This is a genomic window from Kitasatospora sp. NPDC001539 (assembly GCF_040298565.1).
Lineage (GTDB): Bacteria > Actinomycetota > Actinomycetes > Streptomycetales > Streptomycetaceae > Kitasatospora.
Window position 1 is genome coordinate 1 of record NZ_JBEPAK010000213.1, and the last position, 12,217, is coordinate 12,217.

The following is a 12,217-nucleotide window of genomic DNA, read 5'->3' on the forward strand; positions in this document are numbered from 1 at the left end:
CCGCACACCCGCGCGACCTCCTCGATCACGATCACCGTCGCCAGCGCGTCCGCCCCCGCACCCCCGTACTCCTCCGGCACGTGCACCGCATGCAGGTCATTGCCCCGCAACGCGTCCAACGCCTCCTGCGGGAACCGCCCCTGCTCGTCCACCTCCGCCGCGAACGGCGCGATCTTCGCCTCGGCCAGCGAACGCACCGCCTCACGGAGCATCTCGTGCTCCTCGGAGATGCGGAAGAGATCGAAGTCAGCCGCGCTGCCCGCCATGATGCCTGCCTCGTGGTCCAGTGACCGAAGTCTGATCGACGTCGAATCCGGGGTTAACTACCGTTCAGTAGAGATCCTAGGGCTCCGACCTGCGACTGCCTAGCGTCCTCCGGAGCCGGGCGATCCCGGCCCGACCGGCCCGGGCGGATAGCATCAGCACACCTCTACTGGTCGAACCCGCAACTCAAGGGGAACCCGTGACCCTCCGCATCTCAGTGATCGGCACCGGCTACCTCGGCGCCACGCACGCCGCCGCGATGGCCGAGTTCGGCTTCGAGGTGCTGGGTCTGGACATCGATCCCGACAAGATCGCCACCCTCACCGCAGGACGCGTCCCGATGTACGAGCCGGGGCTGTCGGAACTGCTGCTCAAGCACGTGGCCGGGCACGAGGGGTCGACCGGGCGGCTGCGCTTCACCACCTCCGCCAAGGAGGCCGCGGAGTTCGCCGACGTGCACTTCGTCTGCGTCAACACTCCCCAGCGCAAGGGCGAGTTCGCCGCCGACATGTCGTACGTGGACACCGCGATCGACGACCTGGCGCCGCATCTGACCCGCCCGGCCCTGGTGGTCGGCAAGTCCACCGTGCCGGTCGGCTCGGCGGCCCGGCTGGCCGAGCGGCTGGCCGCGCTGGCGCCGGTCGGCGAGGCCGCCGAACTCGCCTGGAACCCGGAGTTCCTGCGCGAGGGGTTCGCCGTCCAGGACACCCTGCGGCCGGACCGGATCGTGGTCGGCGCCCAGAGCGAGCGGGCCGAGCGGCTGCTGCGCGAGGTGTACGCCGAACCGATCGCGGCCGGCGTGCCGTTCCTGGTCACCGACTTCGCGACCGCCGAGCTGGTCAAGGCCGCCGCCAACTCCTTCCTGGCCACCAAGATCTCCTTCATCAACGCGATGGCCGAGGTCTGCGAGGCGGCCGGCGCGGACGTCACCCAGCTGAGCAAGGCGCTCTCCTACGACGAGCGGATCGGCGGCAAGTTCCTCAACTCCGGCCTCGGCTTCGGCGGCGGCTGCCTGCCCAAGGACATCCGGGCGTTCATGGCCCGGGCCGGCGAACTCGGTGCCGACCAGGCGCTGACCTTCCTGCGCGAGGTCGACTCGATCAACATGCGGCGCCGCTCGCGGATGGTCGAGCTGGCCCGCGAGCAGTGCGGCGGCGGCTTCCTGGGCCGTCGGGTGGCCGTCCTCGGTGCCGCCTTCAAGCCCAACTCGGACGACATCCGCGACTCCCCCGCCCTCAACGTGGCCGCCCAGATCCAGCTCCAGGGCGCCCAGGTCACCGTCTACGACCCGAAGGCCGTGGACAACGCCCGCAAGATGTTCCCCTCGCTCGCCTACGCCGCCTCCGCCCTGGAGGCCGCCGAGGGCGCCCACGTCGTCCTCCACCTGACCGAGTGGGCCGAGTTCCGCGAGCTGGACCCGGCCGAGCTCGGCGCCGTCGTCGCCGAACGCCGCCTCCTGGACGGCCGCAACGTCCTCGACGCCGACGCCTGGCGCAGCGCCGGCTGGACGTACCGCGCCCTCGGCCGCCCCAGCTGAGGCCGGCCCACCCGAGGACGGCCCACCTGAGGACGGCCCACCTGAGGCCGGCCCCTCGGAGCGCCCGGCCCCGCACACCGGGGCGGGCGCGTCCCGACGTCCTGAGGCGCACCGGAATCCCGCACGCCCGGGCGCCGTTGGTACCGGCATGACGAGCTACGGCGACGACGCGACGGTCCGCGAGATCCTCACCGGCACCGGGGACACCTGGGCCGTGGTCGGCCTCTCCACCAACACGGCCAGGGCCGCCCACGGCGTGGCCCGGGTCCTCCAGCGCTACGGCAAGCGGGTCGTCCCCGTGCACCCGAAGGCCGAGACGGTCCTCGGCGAGCAGGGCTACGCCTCGCTCGCCGAGATCCCGTTCCCGGTCGACGTGGTGGACGTGTTCGTGAACAGCGCGCTCGCCGGGGAGGTGGCCGACCAGGCGGTGGCGGTCGGGGCGAAGGCGGTCTGGTTCCAGCTCGGCGTCGTGGACGAGGCCGCGTACGAGCGGACCCGGGCGGCCGGGCTGGCCATGGTGATGGACAGGTGCCCGGCCATCGAGATCCCGCGGCTCGGCTGAGCCGCCGGCGGTCAGCCGTCAGCCGTCAGCCGTCAGCGGCCAGGTCGGCGGTGGGCCGCCGGCGGTCAGCCGTCCAGCTGGGCGATGGTGGCGATGGACGGCCGGCGGCTGGTCCGCAGGGAGGCGGCGACGGACTCGGCGTCACGCAGGACGCGCACCGCGTTGTGCCAGGTGAGCTTGGCCAGGTCGGCCTCCGACCAGCGGCGGTCGAGGAGTTCGGCGACCAGGTTGGGGTAGCCGGCCACCGAGTCGAGTCCGTCCGGCAGGAAGGCGGTGCCGTCGAAGTCGCCGCCGATGCCGATGTGGTCGATGCCGGCGACCTCGCGCATGTGGTCGAGGTGGTCGGCGACGGTGGCCGGGGTGGCGGGCGGGCGCGGGTGGGTGGCCTCGAAGGCGCGCTGGCACTCCATGGCGGGCGGGGTGGTGTCCAGCGGGTGGAAGCCGTGGGCGCGCATGTTCTCGTCGGCGGCCAGCGTCCAGTCGATGGCGGCGGGCAGGATGAACTTCGGGACGAAGGTCGCCATCGCCACCCCGCCGTTGGCGGGCAGCTGGGCGAGCACGTCGTCCGGGACGTTGCGCGGGTGGTCGCAGACGGTGCGGGCGGAGGAGTGCGAGAAGACCACCGGCGCCTCGGTGACCCGCAGGGCGTCCCGCATGGTGTCGGCGGAGACGTGCGAGAGGTCGACCAGCATGCCGAGCCGGTTCATCTCCCGGACGACCTCCTCGCCGAACCGGGTCAGCCCGCCGGCGACGGGCTCGTCGGTCGCGGAGTCGGCCCACGGGACGTTGTCGTTGTGGGTGAGCGTCAGGTACCGCACGCCCAGCTCGTACAGGGCGCGCAGGGTGGCCAGCGAGCAGTCGATGGAGTGGCCGCCCTCGGCGCCCATCAGCGAGGCGATCCGGCCCTCGGCGCGGGCGGCCTCCATGTCCGCGGCGGTGCGGGCCAGGCGCAGCCGGTCGGGGTAGCGCTCGACCAGGGCGTGGACGAAGTCGATCTGCTCCAGGGTGGCGCTCACCGCGTGGTCGCCGGCCAGCGAGCCGGGCACGAAGACGGACCAGAACTGGGCACCGACCCCGCCCTCCGCGAGGCGGGCGAGGTCGGTGTGCAGGCGGTCGCTCTGGTCGGCGGCGAGGTCGAGCGCGCCGAGGTCGTACCCGGCCTGCTCGCGCATGGCCCAGGGGAGGTCGTTGTGACCGTCCACCACCGGCGCGGTGCGGAGCAGGGCCCGGGCGCGGTCCAGCAGGGTGGCGGAGTCCGTCTGAGAAGTCATACGGGCTGTTCTACCCCACCCCGACCAGCGGGGTTACTTGCCGAAGCCGAAGGAGGCGGAGCCGGCCACCTTGGCCCGCAGCTTCTTGCCCTTCTCGGTGGCCTGGCTGTTCAGCTCGGCCTGGAAGTCGGTCATCCGCTCGGCGAGTTCGGCGTCGAAGGCGGCGAGCATCCGCACCGCGAGCAGGCCCGCGTTGCGCGCGCCGGCCACCGAGACGGTCGCCACCGGCACGCCGGCCGGCATCTGGACGATCGACAGCAGGCTGTCCATGCCGTCGAGGTAGCGCAGCGGCACCGGCACGCCGATGACCGGCAGCGGGGTGACGGAGGCGAGCATGCCCGGCAGGTGGGCCGCGCCGCCGGCGCCGGCGATGATCGCCTTCAGGCCGCGCCGGTGGGCGTTCTCGCCGTACGCGACCATCTCGCGGGGCATCCGGTGGGCCGAGACGACGTCCACCTCGTAGGGGATCTCGAACTCGTCCAGGGCCTGGGCGGCGGCTTCCATGACGGGCCAGTCGGAGTCGGAGCCCATGACGATGCCAACAACCGGGGTTGTCATTCGGTGATCGTTCCTCGCAGGTAGGCGGCCGCGTGGCGGGCGCGCTCGCGGACGTCGTCGAGGTCGTCCCCGAAGACGTTGACGTGGCCGACCTTGCGGCCGGGCTTCACGTCCTTCCCGTACATGTGGATCCGCAGCCCGGGGTCGCGGGCCATGCAGTGCAGGAAGGCGTGGTACATGTCCGGGTAGTCGCCGCCGAGGACGTTGACCATGACGGTCCACCTGGCGCGCGGCCGGGGGTCGCCGAGCGGGAGGTCGAGGACGGCCCGCAGGTGGTTCTCGAACTGCGAGGTGACCGCGCCGTCCTGGGTCCAGTGCCCGGAGTTGTGGGGCCGCATGGCCAGCTCGTTGACCAGGATGCGGCCGTCCCGGGTCTGGAACAGCTCGACGGCGAGGTGGCCGACGATGCCGAGCTCCCCGGCGATCCGCAGGGCGAGCTGCTGGGCCTGGTCGGAGAGGGCGGGGTCGAGGTCCGGCGCGGGGGCGGTGACCTCGGCGCAGACGCCGTTCTCCTGGACGCTCTCGACGACCGGGTAGGCGACGGCCTGGCCGCTGGGCGAGCGGACCACGTTGGCGGCCAGCTCGCGGAGGAAGTCGACCCTCTCCTCGGCCAGCACCGGGACGCCGGCCAGGAACGGGGCCTGTGCCTGCTCCTCGTCGTCCACGACCCAGACGCCCTTGCCGTCGTAGCCGCCGCGGACGGTCTTCAGCACGACCGGGTAGCCGGAGCCCTCCTCGGCGAAGGCGGTGACGTCGGCCGGGTCGGCGACGATCCGGTGCCGGGGGCAGGGCACGCCGATGGAGTCGAGCTTGGCCCGCATCACGCCCTTGTCCTGGGCGTTGACCAGCGCGTCCGGGCCGGGGCGGACGGCGACGCCGTCGGCCTCCAGGGCCCGCAGGTGCTCGGTGGGGACGTGCTCGTGGTCGAAGGTGATCACGTCGCAGCCGGCGGCGAAGCGGCGCAGGGTGTCGAGGTCGCGGTAGTCGCCGAGGACGACCTCGGAGACCACCTGGGAGGCGGAGTCCTGCGGCGTGTCGGCGAGGAGCTTGAACCGGACCCCCAGCGGGATGCCCGCCTGGTGTGCCATGCGGGCCAACTGCCCGCCGCCGATCACGCCCACCACTGGAAAATTCACATTGCCCGGGGAAGTCACCCGGCCAGGATATCCGGGCCGGTGGGGGGTGGTGGAGCCGCGGTGGGGCAGTGAGTAGTGGACGCGCGTAGATGTCAACCCGGGGGCGGGAGGGCTGAGCCGTTCGATGGAAGCGGGTAGCCTGGACGGCCAGGTCCTCGTCCGCGCAGTCGGATCATGTGTGCGCACGCAGGGCTCGAGGTGGCCGGGTCCCGTGCCGGGCCCCCTTTCGTCCGCAGGCACATGGAGGCAGCCCGGTATGGCGAGGACCGCAGCTTCGAAACCCCCGCTCATGCAGAGGATGCGCGGGCTCACGGGTGAAGTCGTGAAGTTCGGCGTCGTCGGCCTGAGCGGCGTGGTGGTCAACTTCGCCGTGTTCTGGGTCTGCATCAACGGCCTGGGCCTGGCCTCGCTGCGCTCCAACATCGCGGCGACCGTGATCGCGATCGCCACCAACTACCTCGGCTACCGCTACTGGCTGTACCGGGACCGGGACGCGGCCTCGCGCAAGCGGGAGATCACGCTGTTCCTGGTCTTCAGCGGCATCGGCATGCTGATCGAGACCGGGGTCCTCGCCTTCACGGTGTACGTGCTGCACCTGGACTCGCACTACGAGCAACTCGGCGCCAAGGTGATCGGCCTCGGCGTGGCCACCGTGTTCCGCTTCGTCTCCTACCGCAGCTGGGTGTTCAAGGCACTGCCGGAGCCCGTCCCGACCCTCGACGCCGCCGCCGACGGCCAGGAGCTGGCCGCTCAGGCCGAGCTGATGCTGGCCGCCGAGCAGATCCGCTACGCCAAGGCCGAGTAGCCGAGCAGGCCGGCGGACCGAGCAGGCCGAGCGCCCGGGCTGTCGTGGCAGATCCGCCGCGGCAGCCCGTCGCGACCAGCCCTCGCGACCAGCCCCCGTGACTAGTCCTCGTGGCTGCGCCCGAGGAAGAGCGCGAACACGGCCGGCTTCAGCGAGAGGAGCTCCAGCCGGCCGCCGTCCGCCTCCGCGAGGTCGCGGGCGACGGCCAGGCCGATGCCGGTGGAGTTGCGGCCGCTGACCGCGCGTTCGAAGACCCGGTTGCCGAGGTCGGCCGGCACCCCCGCGCCCTCGTCCTGCACCTCGACCACCACGGAGGTGCCGGAGGGCCGGACCCGCAGGGTGATCGTCCCGGCGCCGTGCATCAGGGAGTTCTCGATCAGGGTGGCCAGCACCTGGGCCACCGTCCCGGGGGTGCCGACGGCGGTGACCCCGTGCAGCCCCTCCAGCGACAGCACCCGGCCCTGCTCGCGCAGCGTCGGGCCCCATTCCTCCACCTGCTGCTTGATCACCTCGTCCAGGTCGAAGGCGACGGCCGTGGGGCTGCGGGGGTCGCGCTGGGTGGTGAGCAGCCGCTGCACGACGTCGGTGAGCCGCTCGACCTGCTGGAGGGCGATGGTCGCCTCCTCCTTGACGGTCTCCGGTTCCTCGGCGAGGGCGGTGATCTCCTCCAGCCGCATGGACAGCGCGGTCAGCGGGGTGCGCAGCTGGTGCGAGGCGTCGGCGGCGAGCCGGCGTTCGGCGGTGAGCATCCGGGCGATCCGCTCGGCGCTGGTGTCCAGCACTTCGGCGATCCGGTCCAGTTCGGGCACCCCGTACCGGCGGTCGCGCGGGCGCGGATCGCCGGAGCCGAGCCGTTCGGCGGTCTCGGCGAGCTCGGTGAGCGGCCGGGCGAGCCGCTTGGCCTGCCACACGGCGAGCGCCACGGCGGCCTGGACGGCCAGCAGGGCGACCACCCCGAGCAGCAGCAGGTTGTTGGCGATCTCGTGGTCGACGTCCTCGCGGGACTGCTCGACGGTGACGATCTCGCCGCTGTTGCCGCGTTCGACGGCCTTCAGCAGGTGGTCCCCGGCCGGGCGCTCACCGGCCGAGACCACCTGCTGGCCGGGGATCTGCACCTCGACGTAGCTGCCCTCGGTGACCTGGCTCTCGAAGACGCGCCCGTTGTTGACCGACTCCTGGTCGGCGAGCCGGCTCTCCACCAGGGCGAGCACCCGGACGGCGGCCGCGTCGACCCGGTCCTGGGCCGAGTTGACGATGGTCCGCTTCTCGACCAGGGCGAGCGGCACGCAGAACACCACGACCACCACCAGGACGACGACCAGCAGCGAGTTGATCATCCGGCGTTTCACGCTGCTGCTCCCCGAGGTGTTCCACGTCATCGGCCGGCGCCCGGCCACGGTCTCCGTACGGGGCTCATTCTTCTCGAACGTACGGGGCTAGTTCTTCTCGAACCGGAACCCGACCCCGCGCACGGTGGCGATGTAGCGGGGGTTCGCCGCGTCGTCGCCGAGCTTCTTGCGGAGCCAGGAGATGTGCATGTCGAGGGTCTTGGTCGAGGTCCACCAGGTGGTGTCCCAGACCTGCCGCATGATCTCCTCGCGGGTGACCACCCGGCCGGCGTCGCGGACCAGCACCCGCAGCAGCTCGAACTCCTTGGCGGAGAGGGTGAGCTCCTCCTCGCCGAGCCAGGCGCGGTGGGACTCGATGTCGATCTTGACCCCGTGCGCTCCGGTGGTGAGCTGGTCGACGTTGCCGCGCCGCAGCAGGGCCCGGACGCGGGCGAGCAGCTCGGCCAGGCGGAAGGGCTTGGTGACGTAGTCGTCGGCGCCGGCGTCCAGGCCGACCACGGTGTCGACCTCGTCGGCGCGGGCGGTGAGCACCAGGACGGGGCAGCTCTTGCCGTCCGCGCGCAGGCGGCGGCAGACCTCCAGGCCGTCCATCTCGGGGAGTCCGAGGTCGAGGACGACGAGGTCGACCTCCTCGGTGAGGCCGGCGGCCAGTGCGGTCGGACCGTCCTCGCGGACGAGCACCTCGTAGCCCTCGCGTCGCAGGGCCCTGGCGAGCGGTTCGGAGATCGCCGGATCGTCCTCGGCGAGCAGCACACAGGTCATGTGGTGATGGTAGTCCGCCCGGGTATGGCCGTAGGCCCTGTGAGGTGCTTCACAGAGCGTGATCGTTATACAAGGGCCATTCGGGTGTCAACGCGGTGCCGCCGACCGGTCGTTCGGCGAAGATTCTCCCATTGGATCTTGTATCTGAAGGAAGACTTGGCCCCGCACCATGGATCAGTCGGGCGGATCTAGGGCGGACTTTGCCATTCCCATACCCGATTCGAGAGTTTTGTCATCTGATAACGCCAAATGTGGCCACGTAGAGTGGTTCGAGTCCACGTCCGCTGCCACCCCCCTAGGCGGACGCTGTCAGGCAAGGAACCACTACTCATGGCGTCTACGACCCTGGACGCCGGCGTCACGTCGGCCTCTCCCAGCGGCAAGACCTTCCTCGGGCACCCCCGGGGACTCGCCACTCTCTTCATGAGCGAGATGTGGGAGCGCTTCAGCTACTACGGCATGCGTGCCCTGCTGGTGCTCTACATGACCGCCTCCATAGCGGACGGCGGCCTCGGCATGAAGACGGCGGTCGCCGCCGCCGTGTACAGCGTCTACACGGCCATGGTCTACCTGCTGGCCCTCCCCGGCGGCTGGATCGCGGACCGCTTCCTGGGCGCCCGCAAGACGGTCGCCCTCGGTGGCACGATCATCATGATCGGCCACTTCCTGCTGGCCGTTCCGGTCAGTGCGTCCTTCTTCGTCGGCCTGGTCTTCATCGCGGTCGGCTCGGGCCTGCTCAAGGCCAACATCTCGACGATGGTCGGCCACCTCTACGACGGGCCGAACGACCCGCGCCGGGACGGCGGGTTCACGATCTTCTACATGGGCATCAACCTCGGTGCCTTCGTCGCCCCGCTGGTCGTCGGCACCGTCGGCCAGACGGTCAACTGGCACCTCGGCTTCGCCCTGGCCGGCATCGGCATGGCCCTCGGCCTGTTCCAGTTCCTGCTGGGCACCCGCCACCTGAGCCCGAAGAGCAACGTGGTCACCTCGCCGATCGGCGCCGAGGAGAAGCGGAAGATCTTCACCAAGGCCGGCATCTGGCTGGCCGTCGCGGCGGTCTTCTACGCGGTCGTGGGCCTCACCGGGCACTTCACCATCAACTGGGCGATCTGGCCGCTGTCCATCGCCGGCCTGGCGATCCCGGTGTTCGTCTTCGCCAAGGTGAAGCGCGACAAGGACCTGGACGCCGAAGAGCAGTCCAAGATGAGCGGCTACATCTGGTTCTTCGTCGCCGCCGCCGTGTTCTGGATGATCTACGACCAGTCCGGCTCGACGCTGAACGTCTTCGCCGACGAGCACACCGCGTCGACCCTGTTCGGGATCGACTTCCCGTCCAGCTGGTTCCAGTCGCTCAACCCGCTCTACATCATGGCGCTGGCCCCGGTCTTCGCCTGGATCTGGGTCGCCCTGGCCCGCCGGTCGAAGAACCCCAGCACCACCATGAAGTTCGCCTTCGGCCTGCTGATGATCGGCGCCTCCTTCATCGTCATGATGCTGGCGATGGCCGCCGCCCACGGCGACACCAAGGTCACCCCGCTGTGGCTGGCCATGGTCTACCTGGTCCAGACCGTCGGTGAGCTCACCCTCTCCCCGGTCGGCCTGTCCGTCACCACCAAGCTGGCCCCCACCAAGTACGCCAGCCAGATGATGGGTGTCTGGTTCCTCGCCGTCACCGCGGGCGACTGCGTCGCCGCCATCTTCCAGCTGGTGCTGGGCGACAAGGTGGTCGGCGGCACCGCGTACTTCGCGGTCCAGGGCGTGATGGCGATCGTCGCCGGTGTCGCGCTGGCGATGTACCGCAAGAAGGTCGTCAAGCTCATGGGCGACGTGCACTGACGTCCGCCCTCCCGCTCCGGGGCCGCCGTGGATTCCTGAGATCCCCGGCGGCCCCGGTCGTTTTCCGCCTACGGTGCCCGCATGGCCACCGACTCGTTCCCGCAGCAGCTAGCCCGTACCCGCCGGTTCACTCTGGGGGTCCCCACCCAGCCGGAGCCCTCCGCCGACGGCGCCACCGTGCTGTTCCTGCGCAGCCGGGGCGGTACCGACCCGCTCATCTGCCTGTGGGCACTGGACACCGCGACCGGTGAGGAGCGGCTGATCGCCGACCCGGGGGCGCTCGGCGCTGCCGGCGGCATCACCGCGTACAGCAGCGATGACAGCGGCTCTCTCGCCGTCTTTGCGCTGGACGGCGCGCTGTGGCTGGCCGACACCGTCGACGGCGGCGCCCGTCCGATCCGCTGCACCGGCGAGCCGCAGGAGGTACGGCTCGACCCGACCGGCCGCACGATCGCCTACGTCAGCGGCGGCGCCCTGCGGGTGGTCGGCGCGGACGGCACGGGCGACCGGCTGCTGGCCGAGCCCGAGGCCGAGGACGTCTCGTACGGCCTCGCCGAGTACGTCGCTGCCGGGGAGTTCGAGCGCACCCGCGGCTACTGGTGGTCCCCTGACGGCACCGCGCTGCTGGTCGCCCGCGTCGACGAGCGCGTTGTCATCCGGCTCTTCCTCGCCGACCCGGCAGACCCGCAGCAGCAGCCGCGCGCCATCCGCTACCCACTGGCCGGCACCGCCAACGCCGACGTCTCGCTCTGGCTGCTCGGCCTCGACGGCAGCCGGGTCGAGGTCCGCTGGGACCGCGATGCGTTCGAGTACCTCACCGCCGCCGGCTGGGACGGCCACGGCCCGTACGCCGCCGTGCAGAGCCGCGACCAGCGCACGGTGCGTACGCTCGCGATCGAGCCGGACGGCGCCACCCGGCTGCTCGCCGAGCGGACGGACCCGCACTGGATCGAGCTGGTCCCCGGCCTTCCGGTCCGGACGGCGGGCGGGGCGCTGGTCGACACCACGGATGACGGCGACACCCGGCGGCTCACCGTCGACGGCAAGCCCGTCACGCCGAACGGGCTGCAGCTGCGGGCGGTGGTCGGGACGGAGGGCGAGGAGGTGCTGTTCACCGCCTCCGAGGAACCTACGGAGACGCACCTGTGGGTCTACCGGCCCGACCTCGGCCTGCGGCAGTTGAGCGACGGCCCGGGCCTGCACGACGGGGTACGGCGCGGCGGCACGCTGGTGCTCACCACCCGGTCCGAGGGTGTCCGTTCCACCGTGCTCCGGGAGGGCCGCCCGCCGCTCGCCCTCACCTCGTACGCCGAAGCTCCCGTGGTCACCGCCCGCCCCGAGCTGCTCCGCCTCGGCCCTCGCGAACTGCGCGCCGCGCTCTACCTACCCACCGGGTACCGCCCCGGCGACGGCCCGCTGCCCGTACTGCTCGACCCGTACGCCGGGCCCGCGATGCAGAAGGTCACCACCGGAGGCGTCTGGCACGAGCAGGTGTCGCAGTGGTTCGCCGACCAGGGTTTCGCGGTGCTGGTCATAGACGGACGAGGCACCCCCGGCCGCGGGCCGCAGTGGGACAAGACGGTCTGGGGTGACAAGGCCGGGCCCCCGCTGGAGGACCAGATCGACGGCCTGCGGGAGACGGCCCGGCTGCGGCCCGGACTGCTCGACCTCGACCGGGTCGGCATCCGCGGCTGGTCCTTCGGCGGCTACCTGGCCGCCCTCGCGGTGCTGAGGCGGCCGGACGTCTTCCACGCCGCCTCGGCCGGGGCCGCCCCCACCGACTGGCGCCTCTACGACACCCACTGGCAGGAACGCTTCCTCGGCCACCCCGACCAGTACCCCGAGCACTACGACGACGGCTCCCTCATCGCCGAGGCGCCGAACCTGAGCCGCCCGCTGCTGCTGATCCAGGGCCTGGCCGACGACAACGTCCACCCCGCCCACACCCTGCGGCTTTCCAGCGCCCTGCTCGCCGCCGGCCGCCCCCACGAAGTCCTGCCCCTGCGGGCAACCGCCCACCGGCCGACGGACGAGGCCGTGGTCGAGAACCTGCTGCACCACGAACTGGACTTCCTACGCCGGTCGCTGGCCGCTCAATAGCCACCCGGGCGCGCAGGAAGTCGGCCGAGCCGAC

Annotated in this window: 11 protein-coding genes; 5 read left to right on the plus strand and 6 right to left on the minus strand. The window is 71.6% G+C overall.

Annotated features, from left to right (window positions below; all coding sequences use genetic code 11):
• Positions 1–266: acyl-CoA dehydrogenase family protein (locus tag ABT247_RS26045; protein ID WP_350746626.1), on the minus strand; the 266-nt coding region annotated here is incomplete at its 3' end.
• Positions 267–463: 197 nt separating this feature from the next.
• On the opposite strand from ABT247_RS26045, the gene ABT247_RS26050 reads away from it, so the two are divergent.
• Both ABT247_RS26050 and ABT247_RS26055 read left to right on the plus strand, forming a co-directional pair.
• The gene (locus ABT247_RS26050; RefSeq protein ID WP_350746629.1) at positions 464–1,801 is read left to right on the plus strand and encodes a UDP-glucose dehydrogenase family protein; all 1,338 of its coding nucleotides are present in this window, start codon (positions 464–466) and stop codon (positions 1,799–1,801) included.
• Between the two features lie 148 nt (positions 1,802–1,949).
• On the plus strand, positions 1,950–2,363 hold the full coding sequence (locus ABT247_RS26055) for a CoA-binding protein (protein ID WP_350746632.1): 414 nt from the start codon (positions 1,950–1,952) through the stop codon (positions 2,361–2,363).
• A 65-nt stretch (positions 2,364–2,428) separates the two neighbouring features.
• Here ABT247_RS26055 and ABT247_RS26060 read toward each other — a convergent pair whose 3' ends face one another.
• Genes ABT247_RS26060 through ABT247_RS26070 form a run of 3 tightly spaced genes read right to left on the minus strand, consistent with a single transcriptional unit; the run spans position 2,429 to position 5,328 of the window.
• Positions 2,429–3,634: a dipeptidase gene (locus ABT247_RS26060; RefSeq protein WP_350746635.1), complete on the minus strand. Its 1,206-nt coding sequence runs from the start codon at positions 3,632–3,634 to the stop codon at positions 2,429–2,431.
• A 33-nt stretch (positions 3,635–3,667) separates the two neighbouring features.
• Complete coding sequence (purE, locus tag ABT247_RS26065) at positions 3,668–4,192, minus strand: 5-(carboxyamino)imidazole ribonucleotide mutase (RefSeq protein WP_350746637.1); 525 nt, start codon at positions 4,190–4,192, stop codon at positions 3,668–3,670.
• Positions 4,189–5,328, minus strand: a complete 1,140-nt coding sequence (locus tag ABT247_RS26070) for a 5-(carboxyamino)imidazole ribonucleotide synthase (RefSeq protein WP_350746640.1) — start codon at positions 5,326–5,328, stop codon at positions 4,189–4,191. Before ABT247_RS26070 ends, purE begins: the two co-directional genes overlap by 4 nt.
• Positions 5,329–5,626: 298 nt before the next feature.
• Here ABT247_RS26070 and ABT247_RS26075 point away from each other — a divergent pair, with 298 nt between their 5' ends.
• A complete protein-coding gene (locus tag ABT247_RS26075) occupies positions 5,627–6,133 on the plus strand; it encodes a GtrA family protein (RefSeq protein ID WP_350746643.1) in 507 nt (168 codons plus the stop codon).
• Positions 6,134–6,234: 101 nt separating this feature from the next.
• Here the strand turns inward: ABT247_RS26075 and ABT247_RS26080 are convergent, their stop codons facing one another.
• Both ABT247_RS26080 and ABT247_RS26085 read right to left on the minus strand, forming a co-directional pair.
• On the minus strand, positions 6,235–7,482 hold the full coding sequence (locus ABT247_RS26080) for a sensor histidine kinase (RefSeq protein WP_350746646.1): 1,248 nt from the start codon (positions 7,480–7,482) through the stop codon (positions 6,235–6,237).
• Between the two features lie 87 nt (positions 7,483–7,569).
• Complete coding sequence (locus ABT247_RS26085) at positions 7,570–8,244, minus strand: response regulator transcription factor (RefSeq protein ID WP_030290974.1); 675 nt, start codon at positions 8,242–8,244, stop codon at positions 7,570–7,572.
• 330 nt (positions 8,245–8,574) lie between these two features.
• Between ABT247_RS26085 and ABT247_RS26090 the strand changes: the two genes are divergently transcribed.
• Positions 8,575–10,083, plus strand: coding sequence for a peptide MFS transporter (locus tag ABT247_RS26090; protein WP_350746649.1), 1,509 nt, complete (start codon positions 8,575–8,577; stop codon positions 10,081–10,083).
• A gap of 81 nt (positions 10,084–10,164) precedes the next feature.
• Positions 10,165–12,183 (plus strand): prolyl oligopeptidase family serine peptidase, encoded by a 2,019-nt coding sequence (locus ABT247_RS26095; protein ID WP_350746652.1) that lies wholly within the window; start codon positions 10,165–10,167, stop codon positions 12,181–12,183.
• Positions 12,184–12,217 lie beyond the last annotated feature (34 nt).